This window comes from Micromonospora sp. NPDC023814, assembly GCF_040639595.1.
Lineage (GTDB): Bacteria > Actinomycetota > Actinomycetes > Mycobacteriales > Micromonosporaceae > Micromonospora.
Genome location: NZ_JBFAAF010000099.1, coordinates 1 through 20218, shown reverse-complemented (window position 1 = coordinate 20218; position 20218 = coordinate 1). Strand labels below are relative to the sequence as shown.

At 74.0% G+C, this 20218-nt stretch carries 19 protein-coding genes; 13 read left to right on the top strand and 6 right to left on the bottom strand.

Annotated elements, in window-relative coordinates:
* Window positions 1-113: 113 nt before the first annotated feature.
* Window positions 114-953, bottom strand: a complete 840-nt coding sequence (locus AB0G14_RS31925; RefSeq protein WP_357703881.1) for a peptidylprolyl isomerase — start codon at window positions 951-953, stop codon at window positions 114-116.
* 64 nt (window positions 954-1017) lie between these two features.
* The gene (locus AB0G14_RS31920; protein ID WP_357703879.1) at window positions 1018-1884 is read right to left on the bottom strand and encodes a peptidylprolyl isomerase; all 867 of its coding nucleotides are present in this window, start codon (window positions 1882-1884) and stop codon (window positions 1018-1020) included.
* A gap of 258 nt (window positions 1885-2142) precedes the next feature.
* On the opposite strand from AB0G14_RS31920, the gene AB0G14_RS31915 reads away from it, so the two are divergent.
* The 3 genes from AB0G14_RS31915 to AB0G14_RS31905 all read left to right on the top strand — a co-directional run bounded on the left by AB0G14_RS31915 (window position 2143) and on the right by AB0G14_RS31905 (window position 5352).
* Window positions 2143-2862: an MBL fold metallo-hydrolase gene (locus tag AB0G14_RS31915; protein ID WP_357703877.1), complete on the top strand. Its 720-nt coding sequence runs from the start codon at window positions 2143-2145 to the stop codon at window positions 2860-2862.
* A gap of 159 nt (window positions 2863-3021) precedes the next feature.
* Window positions 3022-4350, top strand: coding sequence for a histidine--tRNA ligase (gene hisS, locus AB0G14_RS31910; RefSeq protein WP_357703875.1), 1329 nt, complete (start codon window positions 3022-3024; stop codon window positions 4348-4350).
* Between the two features lie 69 nt (window positions 4351-4419).
* Window positions 4420-5352 carry an acyl-ACP desaturase gene (locus AB0G14_RS31905; protein WP_357703873.1) on the top strand — a complete coding sequence of 311 codons (933 nt, stop codon included), beginning with the start codon at window positions 4420-4422 and terminating at the stop codon, window positions 5350-5352.
* 219 nt (window positions 5353-5571) lie between these two features.
* Here the strand turns inward: AB0G14_RS31905 and AB0G14_RS31900 are convergent, their stop codons facing one another.
* Window positions 5572-6087 (bottom strand): PaaI family thioesterase, encoded by a 516-nt coding sequence (locus AB0G14_RS31900; protein ID WP_357703871.1) that lies wholly within the window; start codon window positions 6085-6087, stop codon window positions 5572-5574.
* A 56-nt stretch (window positions 6088-6143) separates the two neighbouring features.
* Between AB0G14_RS31900 and AB0G14_RS31895 the strand changes: the two genes are divergently transcribed.
* The gene (locus tag AB0G14_RS31895; RefSeq protein ID WP_357703869.1) at window positions 6144-6620 is read left to right on the top strand and encodes a helix-turn-helix domain-containing protein; all 477 of its coding nucleotides are present in this window, start codon (window positions 6144-6146) and stop codon (window positions 6618-6620) included.
* Between the two features lie 55 nt (window positions 6621-6675).
* On the opposite strand, the gene AB0G14_RS31890 is transcribed toward AB0G14_RS31895, so the two are convergent.
* Window positions 6676-7506 (bottom strand): SGNH/GDSL hydrolase family protein, encoded by an 831-nt coding sequence (locus tag AB0G14_RS31890; RefSeq protein ID WP_357703867.1) that lies wholly within the window; start codon window positions 7504-7506, stop codon window positions 6676-6678.
* 252 nt (window positions 7507-7758) lie between these two features.
* On the opposite strand from AB0G14_RS31890, the gene AB0G14_RS31885 reads away from it, so the two are divergent.
* Together AB0G14_RS31885 and AB0G14_RS31880 are read left to right on the top strand one after the other, a co-directional pair.
* The gene (locus AB0G14_RS31885; RefSeq protein WP_357703865.1) at window positions 7759-8808 is read left to right on the top strand and encodes a S1 family peptidase; all 1050 of its coding nucleotides are present in this window, start codon (window positions 7759-7761) and stop codon (window positions 8806-8808) included.
* 104 nt (window positions 8809-8912) lie between these two features.
* On the top strand, window positions 8913-10520 hold the full coding sequence (locus tag AB0G14_RS31880; protein ID WP_357703863.1) for an MFS transporter: 1608 nt from the start codon (window positions 8913-8915) through the stop codon (window positions 10518-10520).
* Between the two features lie 33 nt (window positions 10521-10553).
* Here AB0G14_RS31880 and AB0G14_RS31875 read toward each other — a convergent pair whose 3' ends face one another.
* Window positions 10554-11231, bottom strand: a complete 678-nt coding sequence (locus AB0G14_RS31875; RefSeq protein ID WP_357703861.1) for a hypothetical protein — start codon at window positions 11229-11231, stop codon at window positions 10554-10556.
* 168 nt (window positions 11232-11399) lie between these two features.
* On the opposite strand from AB0G14_RS31875, the gene AB0G14_RS31870 reads away from it, so the two are divergent.
* From AB0G14_RS31870 to AB0G14_RS31850, 5 genes are all read left to right on the top strand, one after another.
* Window positions 11400-12155: a hypothetical protein gene (locus tag AB0G14_RS31870; protein WP_357703859.1), complete on the top strand. Its 756-nt coding sequence runs from the start codon at window positions 11400-11402 to the stop codon at window positions 12153-12155.
* Between the two features lie 122 nt (window positions 12156-12277).
* Window positions 12278-14083 (top strand): aspartate--tRNA ligase, encoded by a 1806-nt coding sequence (gene aspS, locus AB0G14_RS31865; RefSeq protein ID WP_357463936.1) that lies wholly within the window; start codon window positions 12278-12280, stop codon window positions 14081-14083.
* Window positions 14084-14163: 80 nt separating this feature from the next.
* The gene (locus AB0G14_RS31860; protein ID WP_357703856.1) at window positions 14164-14979 is read left to right on the top strand and encodes a sugar nucleotide-binding protein; all 816 of its coding nucleotides are present in this window, start codon (window positions 14164-14166) and stop codon (window positions 14977-14979) included.
* A gap of 85 nt (window positions 14980-15064) precedes the next feature.
* Entirely contained in the window at window positions 15065-15661 is a 597-nt protein-coding gene (locus AB0G14_RS31855; protein WP_357703854.1) for a winged helix-turn-helix domain-containing protein, read from the top strand.
* Window positions 15658-17088 carry an MFS transporter gene (locus AB0G14_RS31850; RefSeq protein WP_357703852.1) on the top strand — a complete coding sequence of 477 codons (1431 nt, stop codon included), beginning with the start codon at window positions 15658-15660 and terminating at the stop codon, window positions 17086-17088. The genes AB0G14_RS31855 and AB0G14_RS31850 overlap by 4 nt, the downstream gene beginning before the upstream one ends.
* A 48-nt stretch (window positions 17089-17136) precedes the next feature.
* Here the strand turns inward: AB0G14_RS31850 and AB0G14_RS31845 are convergent, their stop codons facing one another.
* Entirely contained in the window at window positions 17137-17877 is a 741-nt protein-coding gene (locus AB0G14_RS31845) for a GNAT family N-acetyltransferase (RefSeq protein WP_357703850.1), read from the bottom strand.
* Between the two features lie 182 nt (window positions 17878-18059).
* Here AB0G14_RS31845 and AB0G14_RS31840 point away from each other — a divergent pair, with 182 nt between their 5' ends.
* Together AB0G14_RS31840 and AB0G14_RS31835 are read left to right on the top strand one after the other, a co-directional pair.
* Entirely contained in the window at window positions 18060-18272 is a 213-nt protein-coding gene (locus AB0G14_RS31840) for a hypothetical protein (protein ID WP_357703848.1), read from the top strand.
* 76 nt (window positions 18273-18348) lie between these two features.
* The gene (locus AB0G14_RS31835) at window positions 18349-19863 is read left to right on the top strand and encodes a replication-associated recombination protein A (protein ID WP_357703846.1); all 1515 of its coding nucleotides are present in this window, start codon (window positions 18349-18351) and stop codon (window positions 19861-19863) included.
* The last annotated feature ends 355 nt before the right edge of the window (window positions 19864-20218 follow it).

Below are 20218 nucleotides of genomic sequence, written 5' to 3'. Positions count from 1 at the left end.
GCCGCGCCCCCCCCCCCCCCCCCGCGCGGGCCGCGCGCGGGGGCGGGGGGGGGGGCGCCCGGGCCACCCCCCCGCCGGCGGGGCCGGCGGGCGCTCGTGGTACGGGTGGGCGGTCAGCCCTGAGGGGCGCTCATGGTGAGCTTCTTGATGGTGATCTCCTTCTTCGGGTGACCACCGCCGGCCTGCTGCGCGAACGCCTTGTCGTCGCCCGCCGCCGCGACCTGCTTGACGATGTCCATGCCACCGGTGATGGTGCCCAGGACGGTGTAGTTCGGGTCCAGCGGCGAGTCGCCGTAGACGATGAAGAACTGGCTGCCCGTGCTGCCCGGCTGGCCGGAGTTGGCCATCGCGATCACGCCCTCCGGGTACGGCGGGCGCTTGTCGGTGGGCAGGTTCTCCTCGGCGAGCCGGTAGCTCGGGCCGCCGGTGCCGTCGGTCTCCCGCCAGCCCTTGCCGGTCGCGCTCGGGTCGCCGCACTGGAGCACCTTGATGCCCTCGGTCACCAGCCGGTGGCACTTGCTGTTGTCGAAGAAGTTCTTCTCCGCCAGGTGGGTGAAGCTGCCCGCAGTGCAGGGCACCGCCGCCCGGTCGACCTTGGCGGTGATCGGACCGAGGTTGGTGTCGATCGTCATCGTCTGGGTGCCGGTGTTCGACTGCTGCGCGGCCGGCAGCCCGACGTCCTTGATCTGCTTGGTCCGCTGGTCGGCGGGCAGTTCGGTCCACGCGCACTGCACGTTGTCGGCCGCCGGCCCGGCGGTGTCGGTCTTGTCGTCGTCGCCGCCGAGCGTGGTGGCGAGCCACACGGTGCCGGCGATGACGAGCACCAGGACCGACGCGGCTCCCACGATCGCCTGGGTCTGCCGGCGCTTGCGGGCCCTGGCCGCACGCTCGGCCATCTCCTTCTCGAGCCGGGCGCGGGCCGCCGCGCGCTGCCGCTCTCTGGTGGACGTCACGCCTGGATCCTCCTGGGCTGTCTCGGGCGCGGTCGGTGCCGCTGAGGTTGGTGGGGCGGCCGGGTCAGCCGGCGCTGGGGCTGGCCGCCGGGGCCGACGCCCCCTGCGCCACGGGCTCACCGACGGTCAGGCTCTGGACGACCACGTCGTCGTCCTTGGGCTTGACCTTGGCCCCCGTCCCATTGTCCACGGTCGGCTTGGCACCGATCTTCTCCACCACGTCGATCCCGCCGGTGACCCGGCCGATGACCGGGTACTTCGGGTCGGCCGTGGTGAAGTCCTTGAAGAAGATCAGGAACTGGCTCGCGTTGGCGCCCGGCGGGTTCGCGATCATCGCGACCGTGCCCTTCGGGTACGTCGCGGGCTGGCCGGGCGCGGGGCTCGCCGACGGCGACGGCGCGGGGGTGGGGACGTTCTCGTCGTAGAACGAGTACGTCGGGCCGCCCAGCCCGGTGCCGCTCGGGTCGCCGCAGCGCACCGCGCCCTCGGCGGTGATCTCGTGACACTTGGTGTTGTCGTAGAACGACCGGCTGGCCAGATGGGCGATGCTCGCCGCGGCGCACGGGGCGGCGGCGAGGTCCAGCTCGACGGTGACCGGGGCACCCTGGTTGGTGGTGACCGTCATCGGGCGCACGCCGGACGTGGGCAGCCCCTGGGTCGCCGGGGTGCCGACGTCCTTGAGGTTGGTGTTCGCGGTGGCGTCCTGCGGGGTCCAGAGGCACACGTCTTCGGCGGCCGTGTTCTCCTTCGGGTCGTCGTCGAAGGCGCCCAGCCCCCAGGCCGAGCCGACCACGATCAGCGCGAGGACGACGGTGACGCCGACACCGGCCTGGATCTGCCGGCGACGCTTGGCGGCGGCGGCCCGGCGGGCGAGCTGCCGGTCGAGCTTGGCACGCGCCAGTTTGCGCTGCCGGTCCCTGCTGGAAGCCACCCGTGCTCCCCTTCCTCTACCCTGGTCGTCACCGGTGGTCGGGCGTCCTGCGCCCGTTCGGCGGCAGGTGCGCCACGCCACACGCCCGCCAGAGTGTACGGCTACCGGCTGGGAAAGTGGTGTACGAGGTCCGAGCCTGCGTCTATCGGGACGCGTCACTGTGGCGAACGGGGCCTCCGGGGCGGATGCGGCGAACCCGGTCGCGTCGCCGGTTAGGCTGCTGGCAGGACCCGACAGATCGACGGAAGGGGAGCGGACGTGCTCGTGGCCGGCTTTCCCGCGGACGCCTTCGGCACCAACTGCTACGTGGTCGCCGCCGCGCCGGGGGAGCAGTGCGTGGTGGTCGACCCCGGCATCGGGGTGCTCGACCGGCTCGACGCGCTGCTGGCCGAGCATCGGCTGCACCCGGCCGCGGTGCTGCTCACCCACGGCCACCTCGACCACACGTTCTCGGTCGCGCCGGTCTGCGGCGCCCGTGGGATCACCGCGTACGTGCACCCGGGCGACCGGGAGATGCTCGCCGACCCGGCCAAGGGGCTGTCCGCGGACCTCACCTCGCTCTTCGGCGGGCGGCTGCCGTACACGGAGCCGGAGGACGTCGGGGAGCTGACCGACGGCGCCACGCTCGCCCTCGCCGGGCTGGAGATCACCGTCGACCACGCCCCGGGCCATACCGGCGGGTCGGTGCTCTTCCGGCTGCCGGCCGCGGGCTCGCCGTGGGAGGCGGAGCAGCTCTGCCTCTCCGGCGACGTCCTCTTCGCCGGCTCCATCGGCCGCACCGACCTGCCGGGCGGCAGCATGCCGACGATGATCAGCAGCCTGCGGGACAAGATCCTCCCGCTGGCGGACGACACCGTCGTGCTGCCCGGCCACGGCCCGGCGACCACCATCGGCCGCGAACGCGCGACCAACCCGTACCTCATCGAGGTGGCGGGTGGCGACGGCGCGCGACCGGCGGCCCCCGCCCGCGGCCTGTAGCCGGCCGCACCGAGCCTTCGTCCCGCGGCCTGTAGCCGGCCGCACCGAGCCTTCGCCCCGCGGCCCTAGCCGGCCGCACCGAGCCTTCGCCCCGCGGCCGCCGGCGGCCGCACCGAGCCTTCGCCCGCGCGGACCGCGCGGGTCTGCGAACGGAGCATCATGAGCAAGCCCACGCCCATCTCCGGCTTTCCGGAGTGGACCCCCGCCCAGCGGATGATCGAGCAGTACGTCCTCGACCGGATCCGGGACACCTTCGAGCTGTACGGCTTCGCGCCGCTGGAGACCCGCGCGGTGGAGCCGCTGGACCAGTTGCTGCGCAAGGGGGAGACCTCGAAGGAGGTCTACCTGATCCGGCGGTTGCAGGCCGACGCCGACGGCCCGACCGGGGACGACGCGCTCGGCCTGCACTTCGACCTGACCGTGCCGTTCGCCCGGTACGTGCTGGAGAACGCCGGCAAGCTGCAGTTCCCGTTCCGCCGCTACCAGATCCAGAAGGTGTGGCGGGGTGAGCGGCCGCAGGAGGGGCGCTACCGCGAGTTCCTCCAGGCGGACATCGACATCGTCGACCGGGACACCCTGGCCGCCCACCACGAGGCGGAGATGCCGCTGGTGATCGGCGACGCGCTGCGCTCGCTGCCGATCCCGCAGGTACGGATCCAGGTCAACAACCGCAAGATCTGCGAGGGCTTCTACCGGGGCATCGGCCTGACCGACCCGGAGGCGGCGCTGCGCGCGGTGGACAAGCTCGACAAGATCGGCCCGGCGAAGGTGGCCGAGCTGCTCGCCGAGACCGCCGGGGCGAGCGAGTCCCAGGCCAAGGCCTGCCTGGCGCTGGCGGAGATCTCCGCCCCGGACGCCTCCTTCGCCGACGCCGTCCGCGCCCTGGGCGTCACCGACCCGCTGCTGGACGAGGGGATCGAGGAGCTGGTCCGGGTGGTGGAGACCGCCGCCGAGCACTCCCCGGGGCTGTGCGTGGCCGACCTGCGCATCGCGCGCGGCCTGGACTACTACACCGGCACCGTCTACGAGACGCAGCTGGTCGGCTACGAGCGGTTCGGCTCGATCTGCTCCGGCGGCCGGTACGACAACCTGGCCAGCTCCGGCGCCGCCCGGTTCCCGGGGGTGGGCATCTCCATCGGGGTGACCCGGCTGCTCGGGCTGCTCTTCGGCGCCGGCGCGCTGTCGGTGTCGCGGGACGTGCCGACCTGCGTCCTGGTCGCGGTGACCAGCGAGGAGCAGCGGCCGGTGAGCAACCGGGTGGCCGAGGCGCTGCGCCGGCGGGGCGTGCCGACGGAGGTGTCGCCGAGCGCGGCGAAGTTCGGCAAGCAGATCCGCTACGCCGAGCGGCGGGGCATTCCGTACGTCTGGTTCCCGGGGGCGGACGGGGCCGCCGACGAGGTGAAGGACATCCGCTCGGGCGAGCAGGTCACGGCGGCGGCGGGGGAGTGGACGCCGCCCCGGGCGGACCTCAAGCCGCTGGTCAGCTGAGACGCTACTGGCGCGTACGGACGATCGGACCTACGGTAGCGTAAGTTACGCCACCGTAGGGAGATCGTCGTGACCGTGCTCAGCCAGACCGCTCTGCTCCACGAACTGGAGTCCGTCGTCGAGAAGAACCTCGACCGGCACCTGTCCATGGCGAAGGAATGGTTTCCGCACGAGTACGTCCCGTGGAGCGAGGGGCGCACCTTCGACGGGCCGCTCGGCGGCGAGGCGTGGTCGGAGGCCGACTCGATCATCCCCGACGTGGCCCGCACCGCGCTCATCGTCAACCTGCTGACCGAGGACAACCTGCCCTCGTACCACCACGAGATCGCCACCCTGTTCGGCCGGGACGGCGCCTGGGGGACCTGGGTGCACCGGTGGACCGCCGAGGAGGGGCGGCACGGCACCGCCATCCGCGACTACCTGACCGTCACCCGGGCGGTCGACCCGGTGGCCCTGGAGCGGGCCCGGATGACGCACATGTCCGCCGGCTACCAGAACGTCCACGACGACGAGGTGCTGCACTCGCTGGCGTACGTCTCGTTCCAGGAACTGGCGACCCGGATCTCGCACCGCAACACCGGCCGGGTCACCGGCGACCCGGCCTGCGAGGCGCTGCTCGCCCGGGTTGCGGCCGACGAGAACCTGCACATGGTGTTCTACCGCAACCTGCTGGCGGCGGCCTTCGAGCTGGCGCCCGGCCAGGCGATGCGGGCGGTCGCCGACGTGGTGGCCGACTTCCAGATGCCGGGCAATGGCATCGAGGGCTTCGCCCGCAAGTCGGTGACGATCGCCCTCGCCGGCATCTACGACCTGCGCCAGCACCGCGACGAGGTGGTCGTCCCGGTGCTGCGCCAGTGGGACGTCTTCAACGTGACCGGCCTGGACGCCGACGGCGAGGCCGCCCGCGATCAGATCGCCGCCCACCTCGACGACCTGGAGCGCGCCGCGTCCCGCTTCGAGGAGAAGCGCGCGGCCCGCGCCGCCCGCCTCGCCGCCCGCTGACCCGCTGACCGTCCCGGCCGCCGGGGCTCCGGGCGTGGCCGTCGCTGGCTCTCTCGACGACGACCACGCCCGAAGCGTCTCTCCCGCCCGCCCCCCGCTCCCACTCCCGCGATCGTGCATTTTGTGCCCGGGCGAAAGCCGCAGTTGCGGCGTATCGCGGGCCGAAAGTGCAAGATCGGCGGGTCGAGGGGGAGCGGGCGGGGTGGGGTGGGGTGGGGGTCAGGCGGGTTGGTCCAGGGGGTAGAGGAGGCAGGTGGAGGTGGCGTGGGCGACGAGGCGGGACTGGGCGTCGAGCAGCCTCGCCTCGGCCAGCGCCGTGCGACGGCCACGCTGTAGCACGGTGCCCTCACAGCGCAGGGTGCCGCTCGCGACGGTGACGGGACGCAGGAACTTCACGTTCAGATCCAGCGAGGTGTAGCCGACCCCGGCCGGCAGCGTGGTGTGCACCGCGCAGGCCGCCGCCGTGTCCAGCAGGGTGGAGATGACCCCGCCGTGCACGGTGCCGAGCGGGTTGTAGTGGAACTCCTGGGGGACCAGCTCGACGGCCACCCGGCCCTCGTCGGCCTCCATCCGGGACATGTCGACCAGGTGCATGATCGGCGGCGCCGCGAGCTCCCCGGCGATCATCGCGCGGAGCAGTTCCAGGCCGCTGCGCCGGCCGAGGTGCGCGACGTTGATGCCCGGGTCGGACCACGAGAAGGTACGGCTGCGCGCCGGGTCCTGCGTCTGTGTCATGGACCCAGCCTGGCAGCGCGTTGCTGAGTCTGTCAATCAGACCTAGCCTGGAGCGCATGAGGCCCGCGGCACTGGACTGGTCGATCGAGAACTGCACGATCGCCCGCGCGATGGAGGTCCTCGGCGAGCGGTGGACGCTGGTCGTCCTGCGCGAGGTCTTCAACGGCATCCGCCGCTTCGACGACATGCGCGTCCGCACCGGCATCCCCCGCCAGGTGCTCACCAACCGGCTGGCGATGCTGGTGGAGCGGGGCGTGCTGCGGCGCGAGCCCTACCGCGAGCCGGGCAGCCGGGTGCGTCACGAGTACCGGCTGACCGAGATGGGGCTCGACCTGTGGCCGGTGCTGGTCGCCGTCCTCGGCTGGGGCGACCGCTACCTGGCCGACCCGGCCGGCTCGCCGTTGACCGTCGCGCACCGCGACTGCGGCGCCGAGGTGCGCGTCGAGCTGCGCTGCGAGCGCGGCCACGAGGTGGCCCGGCCCCGCGACGTGGTGCCGCGCCCGGGGCCCGGGGCGCGCCGCCGCGTCGGGTGAGCACGCGCGACGACGCGCGGACGGTGGTCGCCGCCCGCGCGTCAGCTCCGGCGCGCTACCAGCCGAATCCGGCGGCGTACGAGACGCTCGCGAGGACCTGCTGCCCGCTGGTGTTCGGGTGGAAGTAGTCCCAGCTGGAGAGCTGGCCGAGGGTGAACGGGTAGCCGAACACGGCGTTGTCGTCGAAGTCGCAGTTCGGGCCGTACGCCGCGCAGGCCTGGGCGAGCTGGGTGTTGTAGTCGACCACCCGCTGGCGTACCCGGTTGCGCCGGTCGACGTCCGCCTGGGCGGTGGAGGTCGGGTTGGCGAGCATCGACTGGCAGATGCCGAACAGGGACCAGGCGCTGCGGGCGCTGCCGCTGTCCTTGCCGACGGACCAGAGCCGGTGGATGTCGGGCACGCTGATCACCTGCACCCGGGCGTTCGGCAGCCCCGTCTTGAGGCGGTTGAGCGCGGCGTCGATGTTGGCCCGGTAGGTGGCCACCGAGGTCATCCCCGCCTCCGTGCTCGTGCAGGCGTCGTTGGCGCCGATCAGCATCGTGACGTAGTCGACGCCCTGGCTGACGGCGGTGCCGGCCTGGCCGTACATGTCGGCGGACTTCGCGCCGCTGCGGGCGTCGTTGTAATTGCGGCCGTTGATGGCCGCGTTGGTCGCGCGGATGCGCAGGTAGTGACTGTTCACCATGGAGTAGTCGCCGGTGCTGAAGGACCGGGAGGCGCAGTCGCTGTACCAGCCGCAGGCGTTGAAGCCGCGGGTGATCGAGTCGCCGAGGCTGGCCATCGAGTTCGGGGGCGGGCCGGGGTCGGCGGCGGCCGGGGTGCCGGCCAGCAGGACGAGGGTGGTGAGCGCGGCGAGGGGGACGAGCAGCCGTCGGATGGACTTCATGATGGCCTCCGGGTCGCGGGTGCCGAGGGTGATGGTGCGGTGAACAGAGCGTATAGACAGACGTCTGTGTCCACAATGTTTCGGAATGGTGACGGCCGCAGCCGGGGCGAAAAGGACAAAGTCGGGTCTTGCCTACGATCTTAAATATGTGAATACTTCAGTCAGTCCGGCCGATTGCCCCAGATCGGCCGGCATGGTCCCGGCCCCCTCACCCCGACGGGGGCCAGTCGTCCCCTCCCTGGAGGTTGTTGCATGCGACCCACGAGGTCCTCGCTCCGTCGCGCCGCCACCCTCGCCGCGGCCGGAGCCCTGGTCGCCGGCTCGCTGATCGGCGCGCCCGCCCAGGCCGCACCCGCGTTCGCCTCTCCGGACGCCGCCGCCGGCCTGGCCGAGCGCCTCGGCGACCGGTCCGCCGGCACGTACGCCGACGCCAGCGGCAAGATGGTCGTCACCGTGACCGACGCGCTCGCCGCCCGGCAGGTCGCCGCCGCCGGCGCGACCCCGAAGATCGTCAAGCGCGGCGCCGGCGAGCTGGCCCGGGCCGCCGCGGAGCTGGACCGCTCCGCGAAGATCCCCGGCACCGCCTGGTGGACCGACCCGGCCACCAACCAGGTCGTCGTCTCCGTCGACAGCACCGTGACCGGCGCCAAGCTGGAGCGCGTCAAGGCCGCCGCCGCGCGGATGAACGGCGCGATCCGGATCGAGGCCGAGGCCGGTGTGCTGAGCACCCGGATCTCCGGCGGCCAGGCCATCTACGCCGGTGGCGGCGGTCGCTGCTCGCTGGGCTTCAACGTCCGCAGCGGCAGCACCTACTACTTCCTGACCGCCGGGCACTGCACCAACATCGCCTCCAGCTGGTACAGCAACTCCGCCCAGACCAGCCTGCTGGGCACCCGCACCGGCACCAGCTTCCCGGGCAACGACTACGGCATCGTGCGGCACAGCAACTCCGCCAACGCGGCCGGCAACGTCTACCTCTACAACGGCAGCTACCGCGACATCACCGCCGCCGGCAACGCGTACGTCGGCCAGTCGGTGCAGCGCTCCGGCAGCACCACCGGCCTGCGCGGCGGCTCGGTGACCGCGCTCAACGCCACGGTGAACTACGCCGAGGGCTCGGTCTCCGGCCTGATCCGCACCAACGTCTGCGCCGAGCCGGGCGACAGCGGCGGCTCGCTGTTCAGCGGCTCCACCGCCCTGGGCCTGACCTCCGGCGGCAGCGGCAACTGCAGCTGGGGCGGCACGACCTACTTCCAGCCGGTCACCGAGGCGCTGAGCCGCTACGGCGTCAGCATCTTCTGAGAGATCGCACGTCAGCGGGCCGCCGGGTGATCCGGCGGCCCGCTCGCGTGTGCCCGGCCCGGTTCGCCGGACTGGACCGGGCCGGCCGGGGTACGTTCCGGTCGGTGAACGCCCCCGCGACCTCGCCCGCCGACGTGGCCCCCTCCGCCTGGGCCCCGCTGCGGCTCGCCGCGTTCCGGAGCCTCTGGCTGGCGGTGCTGGCCAGCAACGTGGGCACCTGGATGCAGACGGTCGGCGCCCAGTGGCTGCTCGTCGACGAGGCCAACGCCTCCACGCTGGTGTCGCTCGTGCAGACCGCCAGCATGCTGCCCGTGCTGCTGCTCGCCCTGCCCGCCGGCGCGCTGGCCGACACCCTCGACCGCCGCCGCCTGCTGATCGGGGTGCAGTGCTTCCTGGCGGCCGTCGGCGTCCTGCTGACCGGCCTCACCGCCGCCGACCGGATGCCGCCGGCGCTGCTGCTCACCCTGACCTTCGCGCTCGGTGTCGGCCAGGCGCTGACCCTGCCGGCCTGGCAGGCGGTCATCCCCGAAATGGTGCCCCGGTCGCAGCTCGTCTCGGCCTCGGCGCTCGGGTCGATCAGCGTGAACCTGGCGCGCTCGGTCGGGCCGGCGGTGGCCGGTGTGCTGGTGGCCCGGGCCGGTGTCGCCACCGTCTTCGCCGTGAACGCGGTGTCGTTCGCCGTCTTCGCGCTGGCCCTGCTGCGCTGGCGGCCGGCACGGCCCGAGGGCGACGACATGCCGGAGCGGTTCACGGCGGCGCTGCGTGCCGGCGGCCGGTACGTGCGGCACTCGCCGGTGGTCCGCCGGATCCTGCTGCGGGCGGCGCTGTTCGTGGTGCCCGGCAGCGCCCTGTGGGCGCTGCTGCCCCTGGTCGCCAGCCGCCGCCTGCACCTCGGCGCGGGCGGGTACGGCGTGCTGCTGGCCGCCCTCGGCGTCGGTGCGGTGGCCGGTGCCCTCGTGCTGTCCCGGATCCGGCAGTCGCTCACCACCAGCCGGTTGCTGCTGCTGGCCGGGCTGGTCTACGCCGCCGTCCTGGCGGTGCTCGCCCTGGCACCGGGGCCGGTGCCGGTCACCCTGGCCCTGGTGCCCGCCGGGATGGCCTGGATGACCGTGCTGTCCAGCGTCAACGCGGCGATGCAGCTCTTCCTGCCCGGCTGGGTACGCGCCCGCGGGCTCTCGGTCTACCAGATGGTCTTCGCCGGCGGGCAGGCGCTCGGGGCGGTCGCCTGGGGCGCGCTCGGCGAGGTGACCGACCTCGTGGTCGCGCTCGCCGTGGCCGCCGGGATGATGGCGGCCGGCGCGGCGACCGTGCCGCTCTGGCCGCTGCGCGACACCCGGGGCGTCGACCGCGACCCGGCGGTGTGGTGGCCGGAGCCGCACCTGACGCTGCCCGCCGATCCGCGTAGCGGGCCGGTGCTGGTGACCGTCTCCTACACGGTGCCGCCCGAGCGGCAGGCGGAGTTCGTCGAGGCGATGCGGCTGGTCGGGCGGTCGCGGCGGCGTACCGGGGCGATGCGCTGGGGGTTGTACCGCACGGGGGAGCGGGAGCACGGCTTCGTCGAGGTCTACCAGGTGCCGTCCTGGGAGGAGCACCTGCGCCAGCACGGCGGGCGGCTCACCGGCGCCGACCGAGGGGCGGAGGAACGCGCCCGGGCGCTCACCGTCGGGGAGATCGTGGTGAACCACCTGCTCCCCGCCGACCCGCGCGACTGACCGGTCGCGGGACCAGCCGGCCCGCCGCTCCCGTCAGCGGCTGAGGCCGGCGTCGGCGAGGACGGCGACGCCCCCGCCGAAGTCGCACTCCACGGTCAGCGTCAGCAGGTCGCCCCCCTCCACGGAGAAGGACAGCGGCTGCGCCGGTCGGGACATCGTCGTCGTCCGGCCCGGCCGGGGCTGTCGGGTCAGGGTGTCGTCGGGCTCCCGGACGGTCACCACGGCGCTGATCCGCACGGCCGACTCCGGGTCCTCAGCCGGCGGGTACCAGGCCCGGAAGCTGGCGGAGAAGTCCAGGTAGCGACGCTTGAGCGGGTAGCTGACCGACCGGCTCCGGTCCTCGCCGTCGTTCGTCGGGCAGGAGAGCACGACCGGATGCGGCAGGTCGGAGCGACCGGTCAGCGCGCGCGGCAACGGTTGCAGGTACGGCCCGCCGGTCTCGGGCGTCAGCGTGTCGAGGTGCGTCCGGCCGGCGGCACCGGTGGGGGCCGCGGAGGTGGTGGCGACGGGTGGCGCGGCGGCGGCACCGGTCGTGGCCCGGCTGGGGGTGGGCGGTGGCGTGGCCGCCGGCGACTGGTCCTGCCGAGGCCACTGCCAGGCGAGCACGGCGACGAGCAGGCTGGCCAGACCGATCGCGGCGCCGATCTTCTCGCCGGGGGTCAACCCCCGCCGGCGGCGGGCGGGATCCGTGCCGGTCACCGGCTCGGTCATGGGGGTCTCACCTGCACAAGATCGATGGGGGTGGTTCATTATCCCGGCTCGCCCGTGACGAGGTGATCCCGTTGGGTGACGGGTTAGCGACAGCGATCTTGACAACATTCTGCGATAAATGCGCCCCCGTGTCCGGCCGACGGCCGTTCCGACGTGAGGAGCCACGACATGACCTCCGACCAGCAGGGCGCCCCGGCGCCACCGTCCTCCGGCCCGGGCGGTCCGGCAGCGCCGAAGTCGCGCGGCGGCAGCCGCTGGCCCCTGGTCGCGGCCGGCGCGGCCGGGCTGGCCCTCGTCCTGGGGCTGCTGGCCACGGCGCTGTCGCTACGGGCGCTCGACCAGGCCAACGACGCCCGGGACATCGCCCGGGCGGCCGGCGCGGGGCGGCCCCTCGCCCCGACGCCGGGCCCGGGCGAGCCGACGGACGCGCCGACCGCGCCGGCCCCGGAACCCAGCGGGGCCGAGCAGACGCCCGGGACTCCGCAACCCTCGCTCAACCAGCAGACCCGCTACACCGACAAGTACGTCGACCAGCGCCTCAACCTGCGGGCCGCCTGCGACAGTTCGGTGGACATCGACCTCGACAAGCCCGAGGTGCGGGTCAGCGACGGCGAGGAGGTCCGGTTCACCGCCCGCTGTGGGGGCAACTCTTCGTACTTCAACCTCACCAGGAGTACGGACGGCACCCAGGTCGACAGTGCGTCGCTCGGCGCCGCCGACTGCAACGACCGGATTGAGAAGGGCGCCATCGGCCCGGACATCAACGTCCCTGCCCGCAAGGGCGTGGCGATCTGCGTCAGGACCTCCCTGCCGGACGCGCAGGAGCGCGGCGACACCTGGAAGATGGCGCTGCTGCACGTCACCGACGTGAACGACGACGGCACGGTGGTGGTGACCGTGCGGGCCTGGGACATCCCGCTGTAGGGCGGGAACGCAGCCGCGTCGGCGGTGGCCGTCCCCGCCTTCCTCACCCCGCAACCGGGCTCCGGGGGAGGCTGACAGAATGCCAGGGGTAACGGTGTACCGCAGATGAGGAGACGCGAGTCGTGATCCGTACCCATGACGCCGGCAGCCTGCGCGCGACGGACGCCGGCACCACGGTGACGCTCGCCGGCTGGGTGGCCCGCCGGCGCGACCACGGCGGCGTGATCTTCGTGGACCTGCGCGACGGCTCCGGCGTGGTCCAGGTGGTGTTCCGCGAGGAGGACGCGCACGCGCTGCGCAACGAGTTCTGCGTCCGGGTCACCGGCGAGGTGACCCGCCGGCCCGAGGGCAACGAGAACCCGGAGCTGCCGACCGGCGAGATCGAGGTGACCGCCGCCGAGCTGGAGGTGCTCTCCGAGGCGGCGCCGCTGCCGCTGCCGGTGGACGACCAGGTGGAGGCCGGCGACGACATCCGGCTGCGTTACCGCTACCTCGACCTGCGCCGCAGCGGCCCGGCGAAGGCGATGCGGCTGCGCTCGCGCGCCAACCAGCTCGCCCGCGCGGTGCTGCACGAGCGGGACTTCCTGGAGATCGAGACCCCGACGCTGACCCGGTCCACCCCGGAGGGTGCTCGCGACTTCCTGGTGCCGGTGCGCCTCCAGCCCGGCAGCTGGTACGCGCTGCCGCAGTCGCCGCAGCTGTTCAAGCAGCTGTTGATGGTCGGCGGCATGGAGCGCTACTACCAGATCGCCCGCTGCTATCGGGACGAGGACTTCCGCGCCGACCGGCAGCCGGAGTTCACCCAGCTCGACATCGAGATGTCGTTCGTCACCGAGGACGACGTGATCGACCTCGGCGAGGCGATCGTCTCGGCGCTCTGGAAGGACCTGGCCGGCCACGAGATCTCCCGGCCGATCCCGCGCATCACCTGGCACGACGCGATGGCCCGGTACGGCTCCGACAAGCCGGACCTGCGCTACGGCGTCGAGCTGACCGAGCTGACCGACTACCTGCGCGGCACCGAGTTCCGGGTCTTCGCCGGGGCCATCGACGCGGGCGGCTACGTCGGCGCCGTCGTCATGCCGGGCGGGGCGGCCCAGAGCCGCAAGGAGCTGGACGGCTGGCAGGACTGGGCCAAGGCGCGCGGCGCGCGCGGCCTCGCGTACGTGGTGCTCGACGCGGAGACCGGCGAGGCGCGCGGGCCGGTGGCGAAGAACCTCTCCGCCGAGCACCTGGGCGGGCTGGCCGACGCGGTCGGCGCCAAGCCGGGCGACGCGGTGTTCTTCGCCGCCAGCGCCAACACCCGGGAGGCGCAGGAGCTGCTCGGCGCGGCCCGGATCGAGATCGCCAAGCGGGCCGGCCTGGTCGACGAGAGCGCCTGGGCGTTCTGCTGGGTGGTCGACGCGCCGATGTTCGAGCGCACGGACGAGGGCGGCTGGACGGCCGTGCACCACCCGTTCACCTCGCCGAACGCCGAGTGGGTCGACCGGTTCGAGGAGGCGCCGGACCGGGCGCTGGCCTACGCGTACGACATCGTCTGCAACGGCAACGAGATCGGCGGCGGCTCGATCCGTATCCACCGGGGCGACGTGCAGCAGCGCGTCTTCGACCTGCTCGGCATCACCCCCGAGGAGGCGCAGGACAAGTTCGGCTTCCTGCTGGAGGCGTTCAAGTACGGCGCCCCGCCGCACGGCGGCATCGCCTTCGGCTGGGACCGGGTCTGCATGCTGCTCGCCGGCGCGGACTCGATCCGCGAGGTGATCGCCTTCCCGAAGACCCGGGGCGGCTTCGACCCGCTGACCGGCGCGCCGACGCCGATCACCGCGCAGCAGCGCACCGAGGCCGGCATCGACGCCAAGCCGAAGCCGCCGGCGGCGGCGCACACCGGCACGGCCGGCCCGGCCGCCCCGGTCGCCGACCCGACCTGATCGCGGACACCTGACGATCGCGGGTTCGTGTCGTTCCGTGACGGGCGCGAACCCGTGATCGCCGGCTGAAGGGGGGCGGCGTGACGCTGCTCGTGGTGGGGGCCAGCGGGTACCTCGGCGGTGAGGTCTGCCGGCAGGCGGTCGCGGCGGGGGAACGGGTGGTCGGGACGTACCACTCGGGCGGGGTCGAGGTGCCCGGCGTCGAGGCGCACCGCCTGGATGTGACGGACCGGTCCGCCGTGCGCGAGCTGGTCGCCCGGGTCCGCCCCGACGCCGTGGTCAGCACCCCCTACCGGTACGCCGAGTGGACGGTGACCGCCGACGGGGCGGCGCACGTCGCGTACGCGGCCGCCGAGGCGGGGGCGCGGCTGGTGCACCTGTCCAGCGACGCGCTGCACGCCGGCCGCCCCGAGCCGTACGCCGACGACGAGCCGCCCAGCCCGGTCTTCCCGTACGGGGCGGCGAAGGCGGCGGCCGAGACCGCGGTGCGGGCGATCGACCCGGGCGCGGCGCTGGTGCGTACCTCCCTGATCGTCGGCGACGAGCGGAGCAAGCAGATCCGGCTCTGCCTCGACGCCCTCGCCGGGCGGGCCGCCCTGTTCACCGACGAGGTCCGCTGCCCGGTCGACGTGGCCGACCTGGCCGCCGCCGTGCTCGACCTGGTCGACAGCCGGTACGCGGGCCCGCTCAACGTGGCCGGCCCGGACGCGGTCAGCCGGGCGGAGATGGGCCTGCTGGTGGCGGCGCGGTTCGGCCTCGACCCGGCCGGGCTGAAGACCACGACCAGCGCCTCCTCGGGCCTCGTCCGCCCCGCCGAGGTGCGCCTCGACTCGTCCCGCGCCGCCGCCCTGCTGCCGACCCGGCTGCGTGGGATCGGCGAAATCCTCGCCCCCTGAGCCCTCGGGCCCGCCCTGTCGGATGCTGCACACTTTCTATGCACAAGTCTTGTGCATAGAAAGTGTGCACAGATATCGTGCAGCCATGGGAGACGACGGGAAGCCGGCGCCGCGCAGCGTGCGCCTCGACCACCGGCAGGTGCGCGTGCTGGCGCACCCGCTGCGACTGCGCCTGCTCGGGGCGCTGCGGGTGAAGGGGCCGGCGACGGCGACCACCCTCGCCGAGCTGCTGAACACGAACACCGGTGCCACCAGCTACCACCTGCGCCAGCTCGCCGAGGTCGGGCTCGTTGTCGAGGACCCGGACCGGGGGACGGGCCGGCAGCGTTGGTGGCGGGCCGCGCACGACCTCACCAGCTGGGAGACCAGCGACTTCGACGACGACCCGGACGCCCGCGCCGCGATCGAGTGGATCCAGGGCGACCAGGTGCGCCTCCTGGCCGAGCACGCCGAGCAGTGGTTCGCCACCCAGCACGAGTGGTCGCCGGCCTGGCGGGACGCCCTCGGCATGGGCGACGTCTTCATGACCATCCCGCCCGACCGGCTCAAGGCGCTCGAGGCCGAACTGTGGCAGGTCCTCGAACGCTACCGGCACGAAGCCGACGCCGAGCCGGCCGCGCCCGACGCCGAGTCGGTGCAGATCTTTCTCGCCGCGTACCCGCTGCTTCGGGAGATGCGATGACAGCGCTGTCCGTACGCCAGGTCCGGTTCCGCTACCTCACCCTCTACGGCCTGCGCTGGCTGCCCGGCGGCCTGCTCATCCCCGTCATGATCCTGCTGATGCAGGAGCGCGGCCTGTCGCTGTCCCAGATCGGCCTGGTGGCCACCGCCCAGGGGCTGGTGGTGCTGGCGCTGGAGCTGCCGACCGGTGGCCTCGCCGACGCCCTCGGCCGCAAGCCGGTGCTCGTCGCCGCCTGGGCGACCTGCCTGGTCTCGCTGGCCGTCTTCGCGGTGGCCGACTCGTTCTGGCTCTTCTTCGTCTCGTGGGCGTTGCAGGGCGTCTACCGGGCGCTGGACAGCGGCCCCCTGGAGTCCTGGTACGTCGATGCCACCCTGGCCGCCGATCCGGACGCCGAGTACGAGCGCGGCCTCGGCCTTGCCGGCACCGTCATCGGCCTCGCCATCGGCGCCGGCGCGCTGCTCAGCGGCGGGCTGGTCGCGCTCGGCCCGGTCGGGCCGGTCAGCGCGCTGACCCTGCCGGTGCTCGTCGCCATCGTGCTGCAGGCGATCGCCCTGGTCGCCATGCTGGTGCTGATGGTCGAGACCCGGCCGGCCCGCAGCGCCCGGGCGCTGCGCGCCTCGGTCGTCGAGGCGCCGCGGATGGTCGGGCAGGCGTTCGGGTTGCTGCGCCGCTCCCGGGTGCTGCTCGCCCTGGTCGCGGTCGAGCTGTTCTGGGGCTTCGGCATGGTCACCTTCGAGTCGCTGCTGCCCATCCGGCTCGCCGAGGTCGTCGGCGACGCCGACCGGGCCGCCGCGCTGCTCGGCCCGGCCAGCTCTGTGGCCTGGCTGGCGAACGCGGCCGGTGCCGCGCTGACCCCGCTGCTGCTGCGCTGGCTGGGCGCCGCACCCGCCGCCGGGCTGCTGAGGATCCTCCAGGGCGTGACGGTGGTCGGCATGGGTCTGTTCGCCGGCCCGGTTGGCGTGCTCGTCGCCTACCTCGCCTGCTACGCCGTTCACGGCGCGTCGAACCCGCTGCACATGGGGCTGCTGCATCGTCAGGTCGACGGGCCGTACCGGACCAGCGTGCTCTCGCTGAACTCGATGATGGCCCAGCCGGCGGGGGCGCTCGGCGGGGTGGTGCTCATGATGCTGGCCGAGGCCACCAGCATCAGCACCGCCATGTTCGTCGGCGCCGTGGTGCTGGCCGTCGCCGCCCCGCTCTACCTGCCCGCCTGGCGCGCCGGCCGCCGCACGCCGGCCGGCCCCGACCCCGTGCCCGCGTCGGAGGCCGTTCCCGCGTCCGGCCCGCTCCCGGCTCCGGAGGCCGTTGCCGCCCCCGGCCCGGTCCCCGCTCCGGGCGCCGGACCCGCGTCGGGGACGGGTCCCACCGAGCGTGTGAGCGGGCGGTCGGAGGTGGACGCAGCGTCCGCTCCGGCGCAGGGCGGCTGAGCGACCGGCGCGCCGGCCGGGCCCCGGGAGAGGGGCCCGCCGGCGCGCTCAGGCCAGGTGCACCGAGCTGCGGGGCAGGGTGGCGGTGAAGCCGAGCCGCCGGTAGAGCCGGATCGCGCCGACGTTCACGGTGTAGACGCCGAGCGCCACGGTGTCGTGGCGGGCGAACAGCGCCCGGGTCATCCCGGCGGTCAGCGCCGCGCCCAGCCCCCGGCCGCGCCGGTCGGGGGCGACGGTCAGGCCGGCGAGGAAGCCGACGTCGCCCCGGCTGCGGTCCGCCCCGCAGGCGACGATCCGGTCGCCGTCGCGGATGCCGTACCAGGCGACGATCCGGGGGTCGCCCGGGCGCGAGGTGGTGGTCGGGTACGACTCGTCGATCAGCGCGGTCAGCGCCGGGTGGTCGGCCTCGGTGAGCCGGACCACCCGCTCCTCCTCCGGTTGGCGCGGGGGCGCGGCGACGGTCCAGAGGAAGTCCCACTCGTCGTGCCGGGCCACGGCCAGCCGGCCGGCCAGCGCCGTCGGGTCGAGCCGCGGCAGGTGCAGCCACTGGCCGGGCCGGAGCACGCCCCGCGCGACGAGGTCGGCGAAGACGTCGACCGCCGGCCCGGGCGCGCCGATCGCACCGCCGGCCGGGCCGTGCTCCGCCGGGAGCAGCCAACCCACCGCGTCGTCGCGCCGCCAGCCGCGCGGCTGCTCGCCGAGCCAGAGCGAGTGCCGGGCGTACGGGTGGTGGTCGGCAGCCGCCAGGATGGCGTCCCGCCCCTCCAGGACCTGGTCGGCGATGATCATGTCGCCAGCCTAGAACGCGCGCCGTGCTCCCGGCGGCGGACCCGTCCCCGTCGGCGGATCCGCTCCCGTCGGCGGACCCCGGACGGCACCAGAACCGGGGCGGTCCACCGTGGAGATTGGCGAGCGGACCGATTGGGTACATCCCGCGCCGACCCACTGGGAACCCCCACCGGAGGAACGACATGCTCGCCATTCTCGCGGCGATCGTTTTCGGCTTCGCCCTGCTGCTCGACCTCTTCGACACCAACCTCGGTGCGCCGGACCTGCTGAACCCGTCCACCCTGCTGATGCTGGGCCTGCTGCTGCTCTCCCTCTACCTCGCCGGGATCGGCAGCGCCCCGCGCGGCGGGGGCGGCGGCCGGTGGTACCGGGGCCGGCGCCCGGGCCGGGGCTGACCGTAAACGATCATCAGCGGTCCCGCCCGACGGCGCGCTTCCGGCGTCGTCGGTCGGGACCGGTACTGTTCTCGTGATGGAGTCCGACGCACTCTTCTCCTTCGGTGAGCCCGCCGGAGCGCCCCCCGCGCCCGCGGGTTCCGTCGGTGTGGACGGCTTCACGGCGGTGGGGGAGGATTCGCCCCTGCCGGTCCGGATGCGCCCGCGCAGCATCGACGAGCTCGTCGGGCAGGATCACCTGCTCGCGCCGGGCGCCCCGCTGCGCCAGTTGGTCTCCGCCAGCGCGCCGATGTCGGTCATCCTGTGGGGGCCGCCGGGCAGCGGCAAGACGACCATCGCGCACCTGGTGGCCCGCGCCACCGACCGCCGCTTCGTCGCCATGTCGGCGCTCACCGCCGGAGTGAAGGACGTGCGCGCGGTGATCGAGACCGCCCGCCGGCAGCGCCGCTCCGGCGGCCCGCAGACCGTGCTCTTCATCGACGAGGTGCACCGGTTCAGCAAGACCCAGCAGGATTCACTGCTCGCCGCCGTCGAGGACCGCACCGTCACCCTGCTGGCGGCGACCACCGAGAACCCGTACTTCTCCGTGATCTCACCCCTGCTGTCGCGGTGCGTGCTGCTCACCCTCCAACCGTTGGACGACGCGGCGGTGCGCGGCCTGCTGCGCCGCGCGGTCGCCGACGAGCGCGGGCTCGGCGGCGCGCTGACCCTGGAGACCGAGGCCGAGGACCACCTCGTCCGCCTCGCGGCCGGTGACGTGCGCAAGGCGCTCACGGCGCTGGAGGCGGCGGCGGCCTCCGCCACCGCGCTCGGCGCCGGGCGGATCGACCTGGCCACCGCCGAGCAGGCGGTCGACGTGGCGGCGGTGCGCTACGATCGCGCCGGCGACGCCCACTACGACGTGACCAGCGCCTTCATCAAGAGCATGCGCGGCTCGGACGTGGACGCGGCGCTGCACTGGCTGGCCCGGATGCTGGTCGCCGGCGAGGACGCCCGGTTCATCGCCCGCCGCCTGGTCATCTTCGCCAGCGAGGACGTCGGCATGGCCGACCCGACCGCGCTGAGCGTCGCCACCGCCACCGCCCACGCGGTGGAGTACGTCGGGCTGCCCGAGGCGCAGCTCAACCTCGCCCAGGCGGTGATCCACCTGGCCACCGCCCCGAAGTCGAACTCGGCCACCGCCGCGATCGGCGCGGCGATCGCCGACGTGCGGGCCGGCCGAGGCGGGCCGGTGCCCCGCGGGCTGCGCGACGCGCACTACGCCGGCGCCAAGGGGCTGGGCCACGGCACCGGCTACCGCTACCCGCACGACGACCAGCGCGGCGTGGTCACCCAGCAGTACGTCCCCGACGACCTTGTCGGTGCCGACTACTACCGGCCGAGCCAGCACGGCGCGGAGCGGGCCGTGGCCACCCGGCTGCCGCTGCTGCGCCGCATCGTGCGGGGGCTGCCGGCCCCGGCCACGCCCCCGGAGGCACCGGTGGGGGTGGCGAGCGGATCGGCGGGCAACGGCCGCCGATCGGCGGACACGGGCGGCGCCGGCGCGGCGCGAGAGGGCGGCAGTGACGCCGCAGGAGAGGGTCAGCAGTGAGATCGCGTGGTTCGGAGCGACCGGAGGACGGCCCGGACGAGCGGCGCGACTCCCGCGCCAAGGGTCGCCGCTGGGGGCGGGGCAAGGCCGAGGCCGAGCCCGAGGAGCCCATCAGCGGCGAGGAGTTCGGCTGGATCGACGACCTGCGCTCGGCCAAGCAGCAGCGCACCGAGCTGGGGCCGGGCGGGGCGGAGCCGACCCCGCCCCCGGGCGCCCCGACGCCTCCCGACCCTTCCGGGCCGCCCCACCGTGGCCCCGGCCAGCGCGTTGGCCGACGAGCTCGGCGTCAGCCGGCGCAACCTCGAGCTCCGGTTCCAGCGACAGATCGGTCTGTCCCCCGGAACTGTCACCAGGA

What these genes read in the sequence shown, in the direction of transcription:
- hisS (WP_357703875.1), top strand. Translation starts at nt 3,022, where the DNA reads ATGAGCAAGCCCACGCCCATCTCCGGCTTTCCGGAGTGGACCCCCGCC.
- AB0G14_RS31900 (WP_357703871.1), bottom strand. Translation starts at nt 6,087, where the DNA reads ATGACACAGACGCAGGACCCGGCGCGCAGCCGTACCTTCTCGTGGTCC.
- AB0G14_RS31895 (WP_357703869.1), top strand. Translation starts at nt 6,144, where the DNA reads ATGAGGCCCGCGGCACTGGACTGGTCGATCGAGAACTGCACGATCGCC.
- AB0G14_RS31890 (WP_357703867.1), bottom strand. Translation starts at nt 7,506, where the DNA reads ATGAAGTCCATCCGACGGCTGCTCGTCCCCCTCGCCGCGCTCACCACC.
- AB0G14_RS31885 (WP_357703865.1), top strand. Translation starts at nt 7,759, where the DNA reads ATGCGACCCACGAGGTCCTCGCTCCGTCGCGCCGCCACCCTCGCCGCG.
- AB0G14_RS31875 (WP_357703861.1), bottom strand. Translation starts at nt 11,231, where the DNA reads ATGACCGAGCCGGTGACCGGCACGGATCCCGCCCGCCGCCGGCGGGGG.
- AB0G14_RS31870 (WP_357703859.1), top strand. Translation starts at nt 11,400, where the DNA reads ATGACCTCCGACCAGCAGGGCGCCCCGGCGCCACCGTCCTCCGGCCCG.
- AB0G14_RS31855 (WP_357703854.1), top strand. Translation starts at nt 15,065, where the DNA reads ATGGGAGACGACGGGAAGCCGGCGCCGCGCAGCGTGCGCCTCGACCAC.
- AB0G14_RS31850 (WP_357703852.1), top strand. Translation starts at nt 15,658, where the DNA reads ATGACAGCGCTGTCCGTACGCCAGGTCCGGTTCCGCTACCTCACCCTC.
- AB0G14_RS31845 (WP_357703850.1), bottom strand. Translation starts at nt 17,877, where the DNA reads ATGATCATCGCCGACCAGGTCCTGGAGGGGCGGGACGCCATCCTGGCG.
- AB0G14_RS31840 (WP_357703848.1), top strand. Translation starts at nt 18,060, where the DNA reads ATGCTCGCCATTCTCGCGGCGATCGTTTTCGGCTTCGCCCTGCTGCTC.
- AB0G14_RS31835 (WP_357703846.1), top strand. Translation starts at nt 18,349, where the DNA reads ATGGAGTCCGACGCACTCTTCTCCTTCGGTGAGCCCGCCGGAGCGCCC.